We start from the raw sequence: 21252 nt of genomic DNA on the forward strand, positions 1-21252 counted from the left end.
TAATATCATTATCGAAAGAGCAAGACAGGCAGATTGATACGGCGGAGAATTTGCGTGGTTGTGCTACCAATCACCAAATGACGAATGCGTTTATGTCCATAGGCACCCATCATCAGTAAATCGATATTGTTGTTTTCAGCATACTGAGCGATCGCAATTTCTGGATTCCCTTCTATCACTTGACAGATCGGTTCAAATCCGCCCGTTTTTGCCTGTTGTTTCGCGTCATTCATGCGTGCGATCGCAGTCTCATCTCGTCCATTTTTAGCAACGGTCAAAATATCGAGTGCCAACCCTTTGAATGTCGGCGAATCAATCAGGAATTGCAGCATCTTCTGACAACTGGGACTGCCATCATAAGCTAACAACAGACGTTCGAGAGATGTAAATTTTTCCGATGTTATCAAACAAGGTTTATAGCTGGCACGAATAATACGTTCCACGTTGCTGCCCAAATGTCCGGCAGCAAATTCAGCCGTTTCCCCTCGTTTTCCCAAAATAATTAAATCCGCTTCGGCTTCAAGGTGATATAAATAATCAACCAAAGAACCTGTTTCGTGAATTGTCTTAACTTCCTCAATGCCATTACGGGTTAATATTCGTTCGGCTTCTTGTAAAATTAGCTTAGCTTGTTCGTGGTCTAACTTGGCTTTTTCATGCTCTAAAGCAACCAATTGATTCAGCAGGGTTTGCGATGCCCCCGCACGCAGACTACCGCTAAAATTTCTCGCTTCCACCGCCGCTTTTTTACGTGCATCGGTGACATAAAGCACATCTACCGTTGCCCCCAAGCGAATCGCTACCCACGCGGCATATTCATAGCTGCTATGAGAAAACATTGAGCCATCAGTACATAATAAAATTCGTTTCACGATTCTTGCTCTCCGTTAATGACTTGCCATTTTTTCTAATGCTTTGGGATCGTTGTACATGGCTAATTTATCCATTAAAGCCGCACTGGCTTCATTCAATCCCACTAATTCGACATCCGCCCCAGTCCGACGAAATTTAATCACGATTTGGTCGATCGCCCCCACTGCGGATTGATCCCAAATATGGGCATGGGTAAAATCTAGGGTAATTTTTTCCCTTTCTTCGTGAAAGTCAAATTGTTCGAGAAGATCGTCGATCGCCACAAAGAAAATTTGTCCCCCAATACTATAAGTCCGATGTAATTCATCTTCGCTGAGAAGGCGATCGACAAAGACAACTTTAGCAATTTTGCGGGAAAAGAAAACCGTACTCAAAGCAATTCCAACCACAACACCGATCGCTAAATTATGACTAAAGATTGTTACCAATACTGTTGTTACCATTGCTGCCGTTTCGCTGCGGGGAATTTTACGAATTTGCGTCAGAGATGACCAGTTAAACGTGCCAATAGACACCATAATCATGACTGCAACTAATACCGCCATGGGAATTTGCCGCACCCAAGTCCCCAACGCCAACATAAAAAAGAGGAGAAAAACCCCCGCACTAAACGTAGAAAGTCGCCCTCGTCCGCCAGATTGAATGTTAATGACCGACTGTCCGATCATCGCACAGCCTGCCATACCGCCAAAGAAACTGCTGACAATATTGGCAATTCCTTGTCCGGTGGCTTCTTGGTTTTTATCGCTGGGAGTATTGGTTAATTCATCCAGTAGAGAAGCCGTGAGTAAAGATTCTAACAAGCCCACAATGGCGAAGGTTATCGCATACGGGAAAATAATATTCAGCGTTTCTAAATTTAGCGGCACTTGGGGCAAAGCAAAGGGGGGAAAGGTACTGGGAAGTTCTCCCATATCTCCCACTGTGGGTACGTCGATTTTTGCAAAGATAGAAATTGCTGTCATGGTCACGATCGCAACCAATGGTGACGGAATCAGGGTCGTGAATCGCGGGAGGAGATAAATAATGCCCAAAGATGCAGCCGTAATGAGATAAACGGCAATCGGAACATTAGTTAGCTGAGGGAGTTGAGCGAGAAAAATTAAAATCGCTAAAGCATTGACAAAACCCACCATCACAGCACGCGGGATATATTTCATCTGTCGCCCGAGTTTCAGCCAACCAAAGATGATTTGCAGAATTCCCGCTAATATCCCCGCAGCAAACAGATACTGTAGTCCATGATCTTTAATCAGATAGACCATCAAAAGCGCCATTGCCCCCGTTGCAGCCGAGATTAATCCCGATCGCCCCCCTACCACTGCTGTGACCATCGCAATGATAAAAGAGGCATATAGCCCCACTTTCGGGTCAACTCCAGCAATAATCGAAAAGGCGATCGCTTCGGGAATCAGAGCCAGTGCGACAACCATTCCAGCAAGAAGATCGGCTCGAATGTTTGAGAGCCAGTCCCGTTTAATTGTTCTAAAATTCAATGTGTCTCCCGTCGTTCAATTACAAGGCTTACCGCTAAATCTTTAAGAAAAAGTTACCCTCGATACAAATTTGATTATCCGTTGCCTCTGGATGTTTCGCAACCAAACTGCCCTGAGATTTTTGGCCGAAGCCAGAGAAAAAGAGAATGAACTATTCCTCGAACGGCGATCGCTATCCATATTTTGCATCAGTAATTGTATCCAAGAGCGAGAAATACGAATTCCTTCCTTTCAGAGAAAAAATATGCTCCTATCCTTTGCATTCGCACCCACACTAAAGACGAAAAAGTTACGATCGCGATCGTGGATCATGGAATCGGTATGAAGAAAGACACTCTCCCTCAAAATGTTCGCTCCTTTTTTTATGACTCAACCGATCGAACAAGGAACGGGATTGCGATTATCGATTAGCTATCAAATTATTACCAAATAATATTCAGTTATCTTTTCTTGTACATCCCACACGAGTGAAACAACCTCTTGAATTAAAATTCCTATTCGACAAAAATAAATCGAACCAATCTTGAGGACTTTTTGAGATAATCAACATCGGTCATTTTCACAAGTTTTTCACAATTATCGTGTAAACTCGAGAATCAAAGTTTAGAGAAAAAGTCTGCATACGGGACAGGAGATCTATTCTCTGAAGAAATCTTGAGAATTGAGCCGAAAGTCCCTGCTGAAAACATCGATGTCCAAGAAACTCAAAGATAATCGACAACGAATTGCCCAACTCGAGAGAGACAACCAACGCTTGCAACAGCAGTTGGCCGAAATTCAGCAGCGTTGCAACCAACAATCTCAAGAACTGCAACAGACTCGACATGATTTAGAAAGACAGCAACGGGGACTTTCTGACTCAGAACGTTTTTTGCGCTTGGCGATCGATCATCTTCCTCAAGCGGTGTTTTGGAAAGATCGTCAATCTGTTTACTTGGGATGCAATCAATATTTTGCGACGCTCGCGGGTTTGGATTCACCCACCGACATTATGGGCAAAACCGATCGCGATTTGCCTTGGAAAACCGAAGAAGCTGAATTTTTTCTGGAATGCGATCGCCGGGTCATGACATCCGATACGCCAGAATTGGGCATTATCGAACCCCAACAACAGGCCGATGGCTCTCAACATTGGCTCGAAACCAATAAAATTCCTTTGCACGACGATCGCGGCAAGGTTATCGGCATTTTGGGAACTTTTGCGGATGTCAGCGATCGCATTGCCACCGACAAACAACTCAAACAACAGGCGATCGCCATCGCTGATGCCAAGGATGGAATTGGGATCTCGACGCAAGAGGGATTTATTTATGTCAATCAAGCTCACGTCCAAATGTTCGGTTATGACACTCCCGAAGAACTGTTGGGCAAAAGCTGGGAAATCCTTTACGATACCGATGAAATCGAACGTTTCGGGAGAGAAGTTCTTCCTTTGTTGCAACAAAACCTCTCTTGGCAAGGAGAAGCGACCGCCAAGTGCAAAGATGGCAGTACCTTTACCCAAGAACTTTCTCTCAATGTCACCGAAGAAGGCGCATTTATTTGCATCTGCCGCGATATTACCCAACGCAAACAAGCAGAGTTAGCACAGCAGAAACTGAACGAAGAATTAGAGCGAAGAGTGGCCGAAAGAACGCAGGAACTTCGCCAAGAAATTAGCGATCGCCAGCAGGCCGAAGAAGAATTACGCTTATTTAAACGAGCCGTAGAAAGTTCCAGCGATGCGATCGCCCTTGCCGATCCCACCGGAAATCTCATCTATCAAAATCCCACTCACGCCCAACTCTACGGCTGCGAAACGGTAGAAAGGTTCAACCAAACCGGCGGCATTGTTGCTTGTTCTCCCACACCAGCAATTGTCCCCGATTTAATCGCGACGGTGGTGACGGGGGGATCTGCGATCGAAGAACTCGAGCAAATCTCTCGCCAAGGTCGTCGCTTTCCCGCAATTATTCGCATTGATAGTATTAAAGACGAAAGCGATCGCGTCATCGGCTGTTTGGGGATTATCACCGATATTAGCCAACAAAAACAAACCGAACTCAAACTCCAAGAACAAGAACAATTTCTCCGCAGCGTTTACGATGGCGTTGCCCATCCGATTTTTGTCGTCGATGTGACTGAAAATCGAGACTTTCGCTATCTGGGCTGTAATATGGCCTGCGAAACAGCAACGAAAATAAAACGAGAAGATATTATCGGCAAAACCCCCCAAGACTGGATGGGAGAAGAAGCAGGAAAAGAAATTTGCGCGCGTTTTGAGCAGTGTATTGCCAAAGGCAAACCGCTTGAAATTGAAGAATGTTTGCACTTAGGCGGTCAACAAACATGGTGGCAAACTACATTTATCCCCTTGCGCGATCGCGATGGACGTATCTATCGCATTGTCGGCACGACTTTTAATATTAGCGAGATTAGACAAGCAGAAATACACATTCTGGAGCAAGAGCAACTTCTTCGCAATATCTACGATGGCGTTCCTCACCCAATTTTCGTCATGGATGTCGATGAAGAAGGAGAATTTCGCTATTGCAGTTATAATCGCACTGCCGAAGCCATGACGGGACTCAAAACCGAAGCGATCGCCGGCAAAGCGATCGGGGAGGTTTTTGAGCCAGAACAAGCCGCCGCTATGAGTCGAGATTTGCAGCGCGTTGTTACGGAAGGCAAATCCTCTGCTTATGAAGAATGTCGCAATTTTCCCAACGGAACAATGTGGTTTTTTACCACGATTAATCCCCTCAAAGATGCAACAGGACGGATTTATCGCCTTGTAGGGACGGCTTTAGATATTAGCGATCGCAAAGCCGCCGAGCAAGCCTTACAAGAAAGCGAAGCCTTTAACCGCTATCTTTTTGATGAGTTTCCTATCGGCTTAGTACTCTGTCGCATGGACGGACAAATCCTGAAAGTTAATGCGGCCTATGCTGATATTATGGGTCGGACAATTCCAGAAACCTTAGAACTGACTTATTGGGAGATTACCCCCGATAAATATGCCGATCGCGAAGCCGAACAGCTACAGAGCCTAGAAACCACCGGACGCTACGGCCCCTATGAAAAAGAGTACATTCACAAAGATAACCATCTCGTTCCCGTGGTCTTATCCGGGTTGATCGTCGAGAAAGATGGAGAATCTCTTATTTGGTCGAGTGTCGCGGATGTTAGCGCTCGCAAAGCCGCCGAAGAACGCCTGCGCCACAGCGAAGAGCGCTTCCGGGGCTTAGTAGAAACCCTGAATGATTGGATCTGGGAATGCGATTCTCACGGGGTTTATACTTACGTAAGTCCTCAAGTGGAAACGATTACCGGCTACACCGCCACCGAAATTATTGGCAAAACTCTTTTTGATTTAATGCCCATCGAAGAAGCGCAAAGACTCACCCCGATTTTTAGAGAACAAATTGAGGCGGGGGTGGCGATCGAACAAATTGAAAATACGATCCGGCATAAAGACGGGCATCTCGTCATTTTAGAAACCAGTGGCGTTCCTATTTTTGATACTGAGGGCAATTTACAAGGCTATCGAGGCATCGATCGCGATATCACCGAGAGAATACGCTTAGAACGCGATCGGCAACATCAAAATCAAGCCTTGCGTTCCATTGTTGAAGGAACCGCCTCCCAAACTGGAGAAGCCTTTTTCCGCGCCTGTGTCAAATCTCTCTCTTTTGCTCTAGAAGTTCGCTATGCTTTCATTGTAGAAGTACAATCAACGGAAACTGGACAAATTGCCAAAACTCTTGCGTCTTGGGACGGTTCGAGAGTCGGGGAAAACTTCCAATATGAGCTAAAAGGAACGCCTTGTCTTAATATAGTCAACACTCGCAATTTGTGTTGTTATCCCCATTCTCTTCAGTCTCAATTTCCCGACGATGCGTATCTCGTTGAGATTGAAGCAGAAAGTTATGCTGGCGTTCCGATCTTAAATCCTCAAGGAGATTTATTGGGTTTTATTGCGGTTCTCGATACCGCCCCCATGGAACGAGATTTAGAAATACAGTCTTCTATATTAGAGATTTTTGCCGCTCGGACAGGCGCAGAAATCGAACGAATACAAGCCGAACAAACCGTGCGAGAGAAAGATGTTCTCCTGCAAACAGCCCTCGAAGCGGGAAAATTGGGCTGTTGGCGTTGGCACCGACAAACCCACGAGATCGGTTGGTCTGATGGAGTAGAAAGCATTTTAGGTTTACAACCCGGTGCGTTTAGCGGCACATTTGAAGATTATATTGCTTTAATTCACCCAGACGATCGAGATAAGGTTTTGCAAGCGATCGCGCAAACCCTCGAAACTGAAGGAGAATATAACATCGAACATCGGATCGTTCTTCCTAATGAAAGCATTCAATGGATTCGCGCAGAGGGAGAAATTTGGCGAAATGAGAAGGGAGAAACAATTGGTTTAATGGGATCGATCTTGAATGACACTCAGCGTAAAATGGCTGAAATTGCCCTGATTGAATCTGCCGAACAAATTCACCAACAAGCCTTACAAGAGCAACTACTCAATCAAATTGCCAATCAGATTCGCACATCTCTCGATCTCGATCGCATTCTCAACACCACAGTACGAGAGATTCAGCATTTTCTCAATGTCGATCGCTGTCACTTTGCTTGGTATATCCGCGATGCTCGCGAAGCCTATTGGAATGTGATTGCTGAAGTGCAAAATCCCGATCTACCGAGTTTAGTCGGCCAGCATCACGCCGTGAATTTCGGCGCACTTTCGGAACTATTGCTGCGCCAGCAAATTTTACGACTGGATGATACTTCAACGGTTCAAGATTCGGCTTTGCAAGACGTATTAACGGCTTTAGGACATCAATCAATACTGGTGTTACCCGTGCGAGCCGAAGGGGGAAATTTTGGCATTATTGCTTGCATTCATCACCAAAGCGTGCGACCTTGGCACGATGATGAAATCGAATTTCTCGAAGCCGTCGTTGCTCAAGTCGCGATCGCCGTCAACCAAGCAGATCTCCTCGCTCAAAGTCAAGCAAGAGCCGAAGAACTCGAAGACTTGCTCACAAAATTGCAACACACTCAAACCCAACTCATTCAAAGTGAAAAAATGTCCAGTTTGGGGCAAATGGTGGCGGGTGTCGCCCACGAAATTAACAACCCTGTTAACTTCATTCACGGCAATCTCGTTCATGCGGACGGATATATGGGCGATATCATGGGATTACTCGACCTTTATCAAGGCCATTACCCCCAACCTCATCCCGATATCTGCGATGAAATTGAAGCGATCGATCTCGAGTTTCTCAAAACAGACTTGCAAAAACTTTTTCAATCGATGCGCGTTGGCACCGATCGCATTCAAGAAATCGTCAAATCTCTGCGAACTTTCTCTCGTCTCGATGAAGCGGAGGTGAAAGATGTAGACCTTCATGAAGGAATCGACAGCACTTTAATGATTCTACAAACTCGTTTGCGAGCGCAAGATTGGCGACCGGAAATCCAAACGATCAAGGAATATGGCGAATTGCCTCGGGTGCAATGCCATGCCGGACAACTCAATCAGGTGTTTATGAATATTCTCGGCAATGCGATCGATGCCTTGGAGGAACGCGATCGCCCGCGAACCCGAGAACAAATGCAGGAAAATCCCAGCCAAATTCGCATCCAAACCCAACACAAAAGAGATAATATTATTATTCGTATCAGCGATAATGGATTGGGCATGAGCGAGGCAACCCGAGCCAAACTTTTCGATCCCTTTTTCACCACCAAAAAGGTCGGGAAAGGGACGGGTTTGGGTTTATCAATTAGCTATCAGATCGTAACCGAAAAACACAACGGTAAACTATCTTGTACCTCCCAAACCGGTAAAACTACATTTATCATTGAAATACCCTGTTACAGTGAACAGTTATCAGTTATCAGTTACCAGTGAACAGTTATCAGTTATCAGTTATCAGCGATCGAGAAAAGGTGTATGTTTACCTCCCAAACCTTCAACGATAGTGCGGGTATTAGCTACCAGCATTTTAACATAACTATCCCCCTCACTTTCTGCAATACCAATGGAGTCGGAATAGAGTTGGCGATCGCTTAATGTGACTCCTGCTTCCTGCGCGACGGTTGCAATTAAAGTCGGGTTAATGGTCGTTTCCGCAAAAATTGTGGGAATCTTGGCTATTTTAATCGCGTCGGAGAGACTTTTCACGGTTTGAGCGCTGGGTTGCTCCTCTGTACTCATACCAATTAATGTCCCTGTCACGTCCAATCCGTAGGCGCGGGCATAATATTCAAAGGCATCGTGAGTGGTGACGAGTTGGCGATTTTCCGGGGGAATCGTGGCGATCTGTTCGCCGATCCAAATATCCAATTGTTGCAGAGATGCTTGCAGTTTTGCCGCATTCTTCTCGAATATTTCGCGATCGCTTGGGGACAGTTCAATTAACGCATCTCGCACTGCTTCTAACATTAATATTCCATTTTTCGCATCTCCCCAAACGTGAGGATCGGGAACGTTATTGCCATAATTGGTATTTTGTAAAGCGATCGCTTTTTCTCCGACAGCAACTTTTATCGCTTTTCCCCCCGTTCCTTGTACGAGGCGAATGAGAGCGGGTTCGAGGTTATAACCGTTGTAGAGAATGAGATCGGCACGTTCTAGAGCAATGGTATCTTGGGGGACGGGTTCGTAAAGGTGAGGATCGTCACCTGCTTTGAGAATTCCTTTGAGTTCGATTTCCTCGCCTCCCACTTTCTCAGTTATATCTGCAATGATAGTACTGGTTGCCACGACTTGCGGGCGACTGCTTTCTGTTTCGGTTTTTGGGCTTTGGCAACCATTGAGCCAAATTCCCATCGCAATAATAGCGATCGCAGACCAACGAACCTTGTTTCCCCAAATGCGAGTCATCATTCTCGTGTCTCCGTTACAATCTTTATCATATTCCTTTCATAATCTTTATCATATTCTTTTCATTTTCTGCTAGAGTCGATCTGTAGAGGTTTAATATTTGCCCTCTCATTCACAGCAAACGGAAGAAAAAAAATGGACGGAACGAATGCGATCGCAGTCAAAAATTTAGGGGTGAGATACCGTACCTTAGAAGCCTTGCGAGAAATTAGCCTTGATTTGCAACCGGGACGGCTGACGGCAGCGATCGGTCCCAATGGGGCGGGAAAAAGTACATTACTCAAGGCCATGTTAGGATTAATTCCCGCCGGAGGACAGCCAGTTATGTACGGCGATCGCGCTTTGCAAAAGCAATTGGATCGGGTTGCTTACGTCCCCCAACGGACGCAAATTGATTGGAGTTATCCCGCGACAGTATGGGATGTCGTCATGATGGGACGAGTCAAAAAAACAGGCTGGTTTCATCGTTTTTCCATCGTGAGTCATCGTATTGCTAAAGAAGCCCTTTCGCGGGTGGGAATGCTAGAGTTTAAAAATCGTCCCATCGGACAATTATCGGGAGGACAGCAACAGCGCGTTTTTTTAGCACGTTCTTTAGCACAAGAAGCCGAAATTTTCTTTTTTGACGAACCTTTTGTCGGAGTCGATCGCAAAACCGAAGCCATTTTATTTAATATTTTCCGCGAGTTAGCAGATGCGGGAAATATTGTCTTAGTCGTCAATCACGATCTTGGCGAATCAATAACTAACTTTGACGATTTGATTTTATTGAATAAAGAATTAATTTCCGTCGGACAACGACAAACTGTTTTACAAGAAGAAAACTTATATCGCGCTTACGGTGGGAAAGTTGCTTTCTTTTCTGAAAACTCTACTCACTTTGCTGCTTAATTTTTAATTTAAAATCGATTGTAATGTTAAACGCTCTTATCGAACCTTTACAATATGGATTCATGCAGCGATCGCTAATCGTTGCTGTCATCGTCGGCATTATTTGTGCAGTTGTGGGATGTTACCTCATGGTACAGCGTCTCGCTTTGTTGGGTGATGCCATCAGCCATTCCGTCTTACCCGGACTGGCGATCGCTTTTATGGTTGGAGCCAATATTTTCATCGGTGCATTTATTGCTGGGATTCTCAGTACGGTTTTTATTAATATCATTCGCACGCGATCGCAAATCAAAGAAGATGCTGCAATGGGTATTGTTTTCTCTGCTTTCTTTGCCCTCGGTATTACCCTCATCACCGTTATCCAAAAAGACAATAAAATCGATCTCAATCACTTTCTCTTTGGCAATATTCTCGGAGTAACCCTAGGGGATGTTCGCGACACGCTCATTATTGCACTTATTGTTTTAGCGATTGTTTTTCTCCTCTATAAAGAACTTCTCTTTTATACCTTTGATAAACTTGGCGCACAAGCCGTCGGATTGCCGGTTGGCCTTCTTGATTTTAGCTTAATGATTCTCATTGGTATGACCATTGTTGCCAGTTTAAAAGCCGTTGGGGTTATTTTAGTTCTTTCTCTGCTCATTACCCCCGCAGCCACAGCTTATTTATTAGTCACTCGCTTGCACCATATGATGTTAGTGGGCGTGGGTTTTGGTATAATTTCCAGTATTAGCGGCATGTATCTCAGCTATTTTTATAATTTGCCTTCCGGTCCCGCGATCGTTTTAGTAGCAACAGGCTTATTTATTTTAGCCTTTTTATTCAGTCCAACTCAAGGAATTTTTTCAATGAACAATTAAATTATCAATATCTAAGTTGAAACAATAGCCCTTGGCTAAAACGAAAAACCACCACGAAATACATAAAAACGCAAATAAGCTGCAATATAAATCACATTAATCGAAACCAGAATTATCTTTGCGACTCGCGTATCGAGCATTTTAAAAACAAACGGCGTTGCGATTAAAACTAAAAGCAATTCTGCCAACGCCACCCAAGTTCCATGATGCCGAGGATCCCAATAAGAAATTGGACTGATGAAGCGATAATCGTGAAAAGGAAAGAAATGACGGTGTGCGTCATCATGGTGAAAAGGCAAATCAAATAAGGAATGAAGAATCATGCTTCCAAAAAGAATCGCCGCCATTTTCCACCGAAAATAAAGACAGATGAGAACGGCGATCGCAGCAACAGGAATAGAATGAGATAAAGCAATGATATTATGCCAAGATGGTTCGTAATATGCTTCACCCCAAATTTGTTGCTCTGGCAATCTATAAATGAATTTAGCAACCGCATAAAAGACAAAAATCGGCGCATCGGGTAACATTGAACCTACCGTAATGGCAATTTTTGCCTCCGGTGCAAGCGCCGTTCCCATGAGGGCAAGATTAAAAACATAATGACTCGGTGTATTCATTTTATTAGATAATGAGTAATGGGGTATTTGCGATTTACTGATTACTGATTACTGATTACTGATTACTGTTCATTGAAGTGACCCAAGTTGCACCTTTGAAGATAGTATCGGTGAGATCGGCGCGGGTTAAATTGGCATCTAAAAGGATGGCTCCACTGAGATCGGCAAGTTGTAAATTGGCATCACTGAGATTTGCTCGTTCTAGGTTAGCATCAATTAATTTTGCTTCTCGCAAATTCGTGTAGCTGAGATCTGCATTCATTAATTCTGCTTGACTTAAATCGGCTTTTTCTAATGTACTGCCAACAAAGATAGTATCAGTTAATTTGGCTGTTCTCAAGGTCGCATAAGATAAATCCGCACCACTAAGATCGCTGTTAACCAAATTTGTTCCGTGCAGATAAGCAGAAGGTAATCTTGCGCCAATTAAATTCGCGTCGGTTAAGTCCGCGATCGCTAGTTTTGCCCGCGTTAAATTGGCCGCTTCTAAATTGACTGCTTCTAAGTTAGCCCAATTAAAACTAGCATCTTGAAAAATACCGCGACTCAAATTGGCTTGCGTTAAATTGGCCTTAACAAAACCAGCCCCTTTAAAATTTGCTTCTTGTAATGTAGCCCGAATTAAATTTGCGCCCGCCCAATTTGTCGCCCTCGCTGTGACACCTTGTAAAACGGCACTTTGAAAGTTACTATTTCTCAGATCGCTTAAGGTTAAAATAGCGCGATCGAGATTGGCGCTAGTAAAAACCGTGCCTCTCGCATCGGTTCTTTTTAAACTGGCTTGCGCTAAATTCGCATTTGAAAAATTAGCACCACCCAAGAAACTATCATCGAGTTTTGCCTGCCTCAAATCCGAAGCAAATAATCGGGCAAAAGCTAAATTCACATTCTTTAAATTGGCCCGATTTAACAAAGCAAATTCTAATCGTGCCGAGGACAAATCCGCACCCTGTAAATTAGCACTATCTAAATTTGCAACCCTTCTTTCTTCATTTTTGCCAATAGGGTTAAACCATGCCAATCGTAAATTGGCACCCACTAAATCCGCAAAAACCAACCGCGCCCCATTTAACTTGGCACGGCGCAAATTAGCACTTTGTAAATTTGCGCCGCTTAAATCCGCACCTTCTAAATTGGCATCTTGTAAATCAGCACCAACTAACTCGGCTCGAGCAAGTTGCGCTTCTCTGAGATCGCACCGAGGACAAGAGTTAGTATTTAATAAGCGCTCGATATGGGCGGGATTGGCCGCGTAAGCAGGAGTAGCCCAAAGAATAGAGAAAAATAAGAACAATAAACCCGATCGCATGGTGTTTTCCCTACAATTAATTAAACGGTTCAAAAACTCGCTCGCGAGTGCTTTCTTCCTCATCTAATAAGGCTTGAATTTTTTGGATACCCGCGCGATCGCCTTGACGACGATATAGTGCGATCGCGCGATTCCAAGCTGCCATCGCTTCTTCTCGGCGATTTCTTGCTTTGAGAACCAAACCGAGTTTATAAAAGGCTTCGGGATTATTGGGCGCAAGTTGGACGGCGCGACGGTAAGCAATCGTCGCCGTCAAATAAGAATCTTGCTCGAGAAAAATATTCCCGATTTCCATTTGAACCGCAAAGGAATCGTAACCCGAGAGAGAGGCTTTATTAAACATCGCTCTTGCTCGCTCCTCTTGTCCTTGTTCTTGGAATATCCAGCCAATTTGCAACTGGGCGCGAGGATCGTTGGGATTCAAGCGAGCCGCTCTTTCGAGGGCCATTAATGCAGCCTCTTCATTTTCAGTCAGCCCTGCCAGAAAAATCCCCAATTGCAGCCACAATTGCGCGTTATTGGGATAGCGTTGTACGGCACGCTGCAAGCGATCGATCGCTTCTCGGGGGCGATCGAGTTCTAACAGTGCCGTGGACATCAACCCGTAAACGCTGCCATCTCCGGGATTTTCCGGTGCGATGCGCTCGTACACTTGTAAAGCGCGATCGTGGTAGCCTTCCCGCATGAGGACAACTCCCAAACCGATATAGCTTTTGAGATTGCGGCGATCGAGTTGGATCGCCCGTTGATAGGCGCGGATGGCGTTGCGATTGTCCCGCATCTGCGCCAAACAATAAGCGTAGGCATATTGAAAATCGGGATTGTTACTCTCGATCGCGAGGGCTTGTTGATAGGCGCGAGAGGCTTCTCGGTATTGCCCTTGTAGGGTGCGGAGATAACCGATGCCCGAGTAAATTTTGGCATTGCGGCGATCGTAATATGCCGCTTGTTCGTAGGTTGCGATCGCGCGATCGTAATCGCCGGCATCGGCAAAATCTCGCGCTTGACGCAAGAGATCGTTGAGTTGTTGATTTTGAGGTGAATATTGGGCGAGCATCGGGACTGGATTAATGAGAATAAATCCGGTAGTACACAACCCTGTTAAAAGCGCGAAAATAATTCGAGGAACGATTGCTTGGCCCATTGGTTTTAATCAAAAATAGTAAACAGTAAACGGCGGGCAATTACCCATTGCCCATTACCCATTACCTATTCCGCATTTTTTCGATACCATTCGATGGTGTTTTTCAAGCCTTCTTCAAAGCCGACTTCCGCAACAAAGCCAAATTTTTCTTTAGCGCGTTGGGTATCCAAACACCGTCGGGGTTGGCCGTTAGGCTTATCTGTTTCCCAAATAATTTCCCCCTCAAATGCCATGAGTTGGCAAATGAGTTCTACCAGATCTCGAATGGAAATCTCTCGATTTGTTCCCAAATTCACGGGTAAAGATTGATTATATTTTTGCGTCGCCATGACAATTCCTCGCGCCGCATCGGTGGAGTACAAAAATTCTCGCGTGGGAGAACCATCGCCCCAAACGGGTAACGTTTTATCTCCTCGTTTTTGTGCTTCGTAAACTTTACGAATCAAAGCGGGGATGACGTGAGAACTGCGAGGATCGAAATTATCTTCAGGCCCGTAGAGATTTACGGGCAGTAGATACACCCCATTAAACCCGTACTGCTGTCGATAGGATTCGAGTTGAACTAAAAGGGCTTTTTTGGCAATGCCATAGGGGGCGTTGGTTTCTTCTGGATAGCCATTCCAAAGGTCGTCTTCCTTAAACGGAACGGGGGTAAATTTGGGATAGGCACAAATCGTTCCCACGCAGACAAATTTCTCGACTCCTGCTTTGTGAGCTTCGTGAATGAGTTGCGTCCCCATCATTAAGTTGTCATAAAACAAATCGGCGGGTTTTTCTCGATTAAGACCAATCCCACCGACGTGAGCCGCCAAGTGAATCACAATATCTTGGTTTTGGACGACCTTTTGACAAGCTGCCAAGGTGCAGAGATCGAATTCTTGCGATCGCGGCACAAAAATTTTCTCTGGCTTGACTCCAGCTTGATGTAATTGGGCAATCACTTGTTTGCCCAAAAACCCCGCACCGCCAGTGACGACGATCCGCTTATCCCGTAAATCTAGCATTGCGTTTTCTTCCCTCTCGTCAATTTCGTCAGTTTAAATTTCTCGGTTTAATCGACAGTCTTGCCCCTATTTTGCCGGATGTAGGCATTATCTTCCACTAATTTTTGCGCGATCGCATCGGTTTTATTGGGGGAAGACTGTCCCAAGGCGGCTAAATCTGCTTCTACCATTAAATGCACCAATTCTTCAAAAGAAACCGAAGGTTGCCAACCCAGTTGCTCTTTCGCTTTCGTGCAATCGCCGATGAGCAAATCCACCTCGGCTGGACGCAAATAGCGGGGATCGAACTTTACGTAATCTTTCCAGTTCAAATTGACATAACTAAAGGCCAAATCGAGAAACTCGTGAATCGAGTGGGTTTCATTCATGGCAATCACGTAATCATCGGGCTTCTCTTGTTGCAACATCAGCCACATTGCCCGCACGTAATCTTTGGCATAGCCCCAATCTCGTTTGGAATCCAAATTCCCTAAATAGAGGTCTTTTTGTTGTCCGGCAACGATGCGAGCTACTGCACGAGTGATTTTGCGAGTCACAAAAGTTTCGCCACGACGAGGACTTTCATGGTTAAACAAAATTCCATTACAAGCAAAGAGATTGTAGGATTCGCGATAATTAATCGTTTGCCAGTGGGCGTAAACCTTCGCACAAGAGTAGGGACTGCGCGGATAAAAGGGAGTGGTTTCTTTTTGAGGAACGTCCTGCACCTTACCAAACATTTCTGAAGAACCTGCTTGATAGTAGCGGACTTCTTGACCGGTACGCTGTTGGTAATCCCGCACGGCTTCTAAGAGTCGCAGGGTTCCCATGGCCACAGAATCAACGGTGTATTCTGGAGAATCAAAACTAACTCGGACGTGAGATTGAGCGCCCAAATTATAGATTTCATTGGGTTGAATTTCTTCAACGATGCGCCCCAACGTCGTTCCATCCGTGAGATCGCCATAGTGAAGGAAAAATCTTGCTCCTTCACTATGAGGATCGACATAAATATGATCGATTCGATCCGTATTAAATGTAGAAGTTCGCCGGATAATTCCATGAACCTCATAACCTTCTTCAAGTAAGAGTTCGCTTAAATAAGAACCATCTTGACCGGTAATTCCCGTGATTAGGGCTTTCTTTGCTTGCGTCATGCGTTTTCAGCCAATCGTTAACACTTAACCGTTAATAATTCTAACCGATGCTCGATCCGGCGATCGCGAAGATTCGAGCAGAAAAAACTGTTAGGAGTCTGGGGTTTGTCTTCTACGCCCCAAATTTCATCTCAACTGCCCGAGGGAACGATCGCGCGATCTCGATCAGATTATCCGCATCGCGATCGCCAAAAACCCCATCAAGGCCGTCGCTATGGAAATCAGTAAAGGGGGGTTTGTAGAGTCGGGAAGGCTCGATAGTCCCTTGTTGGGTCAGCAAGTCGATAATTTGTTCGACAAAACGAATTTGATTGGCGTTAAAGTGTTGGCGGTCAAGGTATTGGGCAAAGGCTTTTTTCGCGGCAGTACGATCCAATCCCACCAGAGAACAGATAAAACGCGGTAAATTTTGGGCTTCCTCGGGACAGACTTCGGTGAATTTTTGCCGACTTTCTAAACCTTCTTCAGCGAATAGCATGGTTTCGAGAGAACGCAAGTCTGTTTCGGTGAGAGGGAGATTGTGCCGCAGTTTGGCAATTGCTACGTGGTCTTTATTATTTCTAATATATGTCTCTACTTTTTTGCGGTACTGTTGGGGACTGAAGCCGGTTTGTTGGATGGGAACTTCTGTTTCGTCGAGGTCTCCCAGTTCGTCTTGAAAGTCGGTGTAAATGATGGGTTCGGTTTGGCGATCGATAAACTGCATCAAGTCTCGCAGATTTTTTCGCAGGGATTCTACGATAGGCAGGGTGACATCTTGCCACCATTCTTCCTCTCTCACGGCTTCGATCGAGGGTAGTTGCACTTGAATCATGGGAATCGTTCGTTTTTGTTCGAGGTTATCGAGTAAATCCCTCACTTTATCTCGCAAGGCTATAAAGTTGGGATGGTTTGACAAGATGGCGAGTTGGATTTGGCCGCAAAGCAGATCGAAGTGCTTTATCAGGGGGTTTTCTCGGGGGAGTTGGTTGGGGAGATGGGAGAGGATATCCCCGAGGATTCGCAGGTCTTTGCGGTCGAGTTTTGCCCATCGATCGCGTTGGGAAAAGGTTTCCACTTCTTTTAAGTGACGGCGAACGATAAAGTTTTGCGGTTCCATGCTGGCGATATGGGTGTGGAGGCGATCGCCGATTTCTCTTCTCAATTCTACCAGTTCTGGCGAATCGTTCAATTGTTGATAGAGTTTGAGGTGAGTTTTAAAGATTTTTGCGGTCAGGCTGTCGGCGGGTTTTCCTTCTGCTTCTCTCACTTGTTGCTGAAAATACTCGAAGTTACCGCAGAGATCGAAAATGAAAAATTCTTGTTTGTGGCGATCGATGCCGAATAGATCGGGACAGAGACGGGTTCCTCGTCCGATCGTTTGGTTGAATTTGACGCGGGAGTAAACGGGTTTGAAAAAGACTAAATTGACTACTTCCGGCACGTCTACCCCAGTATCCAGCATATCGACGGAAATGGCGATCGCGGGGTCTTTATTCTTTTCGGAAAAGTCATCTAAAATCGTTTGAGCGTAGTTGTCGTGACTGTCAATAATTCTGGCGAATGCACCTTTATAGTGGGGATAATTTTGATTGAAATGTTCTTCGATTTTAACGGCGTGGTTGTGGTTGCGGGCGAAAATAATGGTTTTGCCGAGGCGATCGCCTCCATCGACCCGTAACCCCAATTCCATGAGGATTTCGAGGGCTTGGTCGATGGTATCGCCGTTAAAGAGCCAATCATTGACGGCTTTGGGTTCGATCGCTGCGGGAATTTCTCCGGTTTCTGGGTCGGTAAATTTCTCTTCGTATTCTTCTTGTTCTGCGGGGGAAAGTTCATTGTATTTTATACCGGTTCGCAGGAATTTAAAGGGGACGTTAATTCCTTTCGGGGGGACGAGATGACCGTCTGCGATCGCCTCGCCGAGTTCGTAGGCAAAGGTGGGATTACCGGGTTCGAGGTTGAAGATTTGATAAGTGTCGCGGTTGACTTCATCTCTGGGGGTGGCGGTGAGTCCCAGGAGGAGGGTATCGAAGTAATCAAAAAGATAGCGATATTTTTTGTAAACGCTGCGGTGTGCTTCGTCGAGAATCACCAGATCGAAGTAGCCGGGGCCGATTTTTCTGCCTTCTTTCTCCACTTTGTTAATTTCGTTCATGATGGTGGGATAGGTGGAAAAGATGGCGTTTGCTCCGGCGATGTCTTTTTCTTTCAGTAAGTTGACGGTATTGATATCGGGTAAGTGCTTATTAAATGCCCGTTGTGCTTGGGTCACGAGGGTTTTGCGATCGGCGAGGAATAATACTCGCTTCACCCAGTTGGCACTCATGAGGATATCGACGAGGGCGATCGCGGTGCGGGTTTTGCCGGTACCGGTAGCCATGACGAGTAAGGCTTTACGGTTGCGTTGGCTGAAGGTTTCCCGCATGCGATGAATGGCTTCGGTTTGATAGATGCGATCGCCTCCAGCAATATCGAGGTTAATGTCTACGCTATCTAAAGGTTTAGTGTTGTCGCGTTGCCAAATGCGATATTGCAATTCGTCTTTTTTCAGGAAACCGTGAATTTCTCGGGGGGGATAGTTGCGATCGTCCCAGATGTAGGTCTCATAACCGTTACTATAGAAAATAATCGGACGTTGACCGAATTTTCTTTCGAGGCAGTCGGCGTAAAGTTTGGCCTGTTGTTGTCCCTCTCGGACGTTTTTGCGGGTGCGTTTGGCTTCGACGACAGCCAAAGGTAAACCGTTATCATCCCAAAGGACGTAATCGATTCTTCCTTTTCCGGAAGGGTTAACAGATTTGGGCATTCCTGTTACGGGATACTCGATCGCATCGGGATGAGCGAGATCCCAACCCATTTCTTTGAGCATGACATCGATGAGGCGATCTCGGGTTTGCTTTTCGTTGTAGTCGTGGCGATCGCCTTGGGTTTTATTCGCAGTGAGGAGGGCATTCAGTTGGGCTTTAACGGCAGCGAGTTCGCTTTCGGTTTGTTTGCGTCTCTCTTCGGCGATGCGCTTCATCTCTTGGGTTTGAGAGAGTTCGCGATCGCGTTTTTGCAATTCTTGTCGGGTTAATTCTGCTTGTCCTTGAGTTTGCGGGATGAGTTTGGGATTAAAGTCGAGTTTACCGAGATTTCTACCGTTAGGGGAATAGTAGCGACAGAGCCAATAAAGGCAGTGAAAGAGTTCTTCGATCAGGTGGAGAGCGTCTTTTTTGCTGACGGTAACGGCACGATGGACGGCAACGTTACCCATTTTTTGGATGGTGCGGAGTTTGGGACGGAGTTCGCGGGAAAGATTATCTTGAAAGGTGCTCTCGTGAATGAGGGCGCTGAGGTTAGTATCGTAGGGAAGTTTTAAGTAAGGGTCGTTATCGTAGAGCCAGATGACGGCTTGCTCGAGGGTAAAACGACAATAGAAACAACTGGCGCGAGGGGCGCTATAGACCAATCCTTCGGCGTTGGCGGCGTGGTCGAAGAGTTGGGGAAAGTCGGGTTTGAGAAAGGTGAAGTTTGAGGGCATGATTGAGATACTTGTTCTCGTTTGCGATCCGTCAGATCCGTCAGGGAATAGAATTCCCTGCCTCATATGAGAAGTCCTCTGAAGAGGACTAAATCTTATATCGTGAATAAAATAGCGATCGCGCGTTCAATCCATTTTAAGGGATTTTTTGTATGAGACGGGGATTTTTAATCCTCGGCGGAGGGGGATATAGCTGTTATTTCTTGTTTACACTCTGTCGGTTTTATCGATAATCCGTCAGGGAATAGAATTCCCTGTCTCATAGGAAAAGTCCTCTCAAGAGGACTCGGGTTATATCGTGAATAAAATAGCGATCGCGCGGTCAATCCATTTTAAGGGATTTTTTGTATGAGACAGGGATTTTTAATCCCTGGCGGATTCGGATATCACCATGATTTATTCCTGTCACCTCATCCGATAAAATGCGATCGCAAATCAAGACAATTTCATAAAATGGCATATTGGCGTTTGTATTATCATTTGGTTTGGGCAACAAAAAACCGCTATCCTTATTTAACCCAAACTAAAGAAACAAAATTATATCCTTATCTTATCAATAAAGCCGATTCGCTGGGTTGCATCGTTCATGCAATTGGAGGTATTGAAGACCATATTCATTTAATTGTTTCAATTCCACCCAAATTGGCGATCGCGGAATTTGTGAAGAAGATTAAAGGCAGCAGCTCTCGTTTTTTAAATAACATAACCGATTATTCTTTACAATTTGCTTGGCAGGAAGGTTATGGCATTTTTTCTCTCGGTGGCAAACAACTCGATCGCGCGATCGCTTACGTTCAAAATCAAAAACAACATCATGCGAATAAAACGGCGATCGCAGCTTTGGAAATTATCCAAAATCGAGACGATCCGCCAAATATCTGACAAAAAATAGCGTGTCTTGCTTCATACAAGATCCGTCAGATCCGTCAGGGAATAGAATTCCCTGCCTCATATGAAAAGTCCTCTCAAGAGGACTCGGGTCATAATCGTGAATAAAATACGATCGCGCGTTCAATCCATTTTAATGGATTTTTTGTATGAGACGGGGATTTTTAATCCTCGGCGGATTCGGATATCACCATGATTTATTACTGTCACCTCATCCGATAAAATACGATCGCGCGTTCAATCCATTTTAATGGATTTTTTGTATGAGACGGGGATTTTTAATCCTCGGCGGATTCGGATATCACCATGATTTATTACTGTCACCTCATCCGATAAAATACGATCGCGCGTTCAATCCATTTTAATGGATTTTTTGTATGAGACGGGGATTTTTAATCCTCGGCGGATTCGGATATCACCATGATTTATTACTGTCACCTCATCCGATAAAATACGATCGCGCGTTCAATCCATTTTAATGGATTTTTCGGATGAGACGGGGATTTTTAATCCTCGGCGGATCCGGATATCACCATGATTTATTCCTGTCACCTCATCCGATAAAATACGATCGCGCGTTTAATCCATTTTAATGGATTTTTCCGTATGAGACGGGGATTTTTAATCCTCGGCGGAGGGGGATATAGCT

Annotated in this window: 13 protein-coding genes; 4 read left to right on the plus strand and 9 right to left on the minus strand. The window is 45.2% G+C overall.

Annotation, left to right across the window (positions count from 1 at the left end; translation table 11 throughout):
- Nucleotides 1-8: 8 nt before the first annotated feature.
- The gene (locus AC6RV6_RS00805) at nucleotides 9-872 is read right to left on the minus strand and encodes a universal stress protein (protein ID WP_500238126.1); all 864 of its coding nucleotides are present in this window, start codon (nucleotides 870-872) and stop codon (nucleotides 9-11) included.
- A 15-nt stretch (nucleotides 873-887) separates the two neighbouring features.
- Nucleotides 888-2369 (minus strand): SulP family inorganic anion transporter, encoded by a 1482-nt coding sequence (locus tag AC6RV6_RS00810; protein ID WP_500238127.1) that lies wholly within the window; start codon nucleotides 2367-2369, stop codon nucleotides 888-890.
- A gap of 691 nt (nucleotides 2370-3060) precedes the next feature.
- Between AC6RV6_RS00810 and AC6RV6_RS00815 the strand changes: the two genes are divergently transcribed.
- On the plus strand, nucleotides 3061-8271 hold the full coding sequence (locus tag AC6RV6_RS00815; RefSeq protein ID WP_500238128.1) for a PAS domain S-box protein: 5211 nt from the start codon (nucleotides 3061-3063) through the stop codon (nucleotides 8269-8271).
- 21 nt (nucleotides 8272-8292) lie between these two features.
- On the opposite strand, the gene AC6RV6_RS00820 is transcribed toward AC6RV6_RS00815, so the two are convergent.
- On the minus strand, nucleotides 8293-9249 hold the full coding sequence (locus AC6RV6_RS00820; RefSeq protein ID WP_500238129.1) for a metal ABC transporter solute-binding protein, Zn/Mn family: 957 nt from the start codon (nucleotides 9247-9249) through the stop codon (nucleotides 8293-8295).
- A gap of 132 nt (nucleotides 9250-9381) precedes the next feature.
- Between AC6RV6_RS00820 and AC6RV6_RS00825 the strand changes: the two genes are divergently transcribed.
- Together AC6RV6_RS00825 and AC6RV6_RS00830 are read left to right on the plus strand one after the other, a co-directional pair.
- Nucleotides 9382-10137 carry a metal ABC transporter ATP-binding protein gene (locus AC6RV6_RS00825; RefSeq protein WP_500238133.1) on the plus strand — a complete coding sequence of 252 codons (756 nt, stop codon included), beginning with the start codon at nucleotides 9382-9384 and terminating at the stop codon, nucleotides 10135-10137.
- 23 nt (nucleotides 10138-10160) lie between these two features.
- On the plus strand, nucleotides 10161-10997 hold the full coding sequence (locus tag AC6RV6_RS00830) for a metal ABC transporter permease (protein ID WP_500238135.1): 837 nt from the start codon (nucleotides 10161-10163) through the stop codon (nucleotides 10995-10997).
- Between the two features lie 35 nt (nucleotides 10998-11032).
- Here AC6RV6_RS00830 and AC6RV6_RS00835 read toward each other — a convergent pair whose 3' ends face one another.
- The 6 genes from AC6RV6_RS00835 to AC6RV6_RS00860 all read right to left on the minus strand — a co-directional run bounded on the left by AC6RV6_RS00835 (nucleotide 11033) and on the right by AC6RV6_RS00860 (nucleotide 19715).
- Nucleotides 11033-11617 (minus strand): hypothetical protein, encoded by a 585-nt coding sequence (locus AC6RV6_RS00835; RefSeq protein ID WP_500238136.1) that lies wholly within the window; start codon nucleotides 11615-11617, stop codon nucleotides 11033-11035.
- Between the two features lie 55 nt (nucleotides 11618-11672).
- Nucleotides 11673-12926 (minus strand): pentapeptide repeat-containing protein, encoded by a 1254-nt coding sequence (locus AC6RV6_RS00840; protein ID WP_500238137.1) that lies wholly within the window; start codon nucleotides 12924-12926, stop codon nucleotides 11673-11675.
- Between the two features lie 16 nt (nucleotides 12927-12942).
- On the minus strand, nucleotides 12943-14070 hold the full coding sequence (locus AC6RV6_RS00845; protein ID WP_500238138.1) for a tetratricopeptide repeat protein: 1128 nt from the start codon (nucleotides 14068-14070) through the stop codon (nucleotides 12943-12945).
- A 65-nt stretch (nucleotides 14071-14135) separates the two neighbouring features.
- Nucleotides 14136-15074 carry a GDP-L-fucose synthase family protein gene (locus AC6RV6_RS00850; protein WP_500238140.1) on the minus strand — a complete coding sequence of 313 codons (939 nt, stop codon included), beginning with the start codon at nucleotides 15072-15074 and terminating at the stop codon, nucleotides 14136-14138.
- A 47-nt stretch (nucleotides 15075-15121) separates the two neighbouring features.
- On the minus strand, nucleotides 15122-16210 hold the full coding sequence (gene gmd, locus AC6RV6_RS00855) for a GDP-mannose 4,6-dehydratase (protein ID WP_500238142.1): 1089 nt from the start codon (nucleotides 16208-16210) through the stop codon (nucleotides 15122-15124).
- Nucleotides 16211-16322: 112 nt separating this feature from the next.
- Complete coding sequence (locus tag AC6RV6_RS00860; protein ID WP_500238146.1) at nucleotides 16323-19715, minus strand: DEAD/DEAH box helicase family protein; 3393 nt, start codon at nucleotides 19713-19715, stop codon at nucleotides 16323-16325.
- 453 nt (nucleotides 19716-20168) lie between these two features.
- Here AC6RV6_RS00860 and tnpA point away from each other — a divergent pair, with 453 nt between their 5' ends.
- Nucleotides 20169-20597, plus strand: a complete 429-nt coding sequence (gene tnpA / locus AC6RV6_RS00865) for an IS200/IS605 family transposase (RefSeq protein ID WP_500238345.1) — start codon at nucleotides 20169-20171, stop codon at nucleotides 20595-20597.
- The last annotated feature ends 655 nt before the right edge of the window (nucleotides 20598-21252 follow it).

This window comes from Spirulina sp. LEGE 11439 (assembly GCF_059821285.1).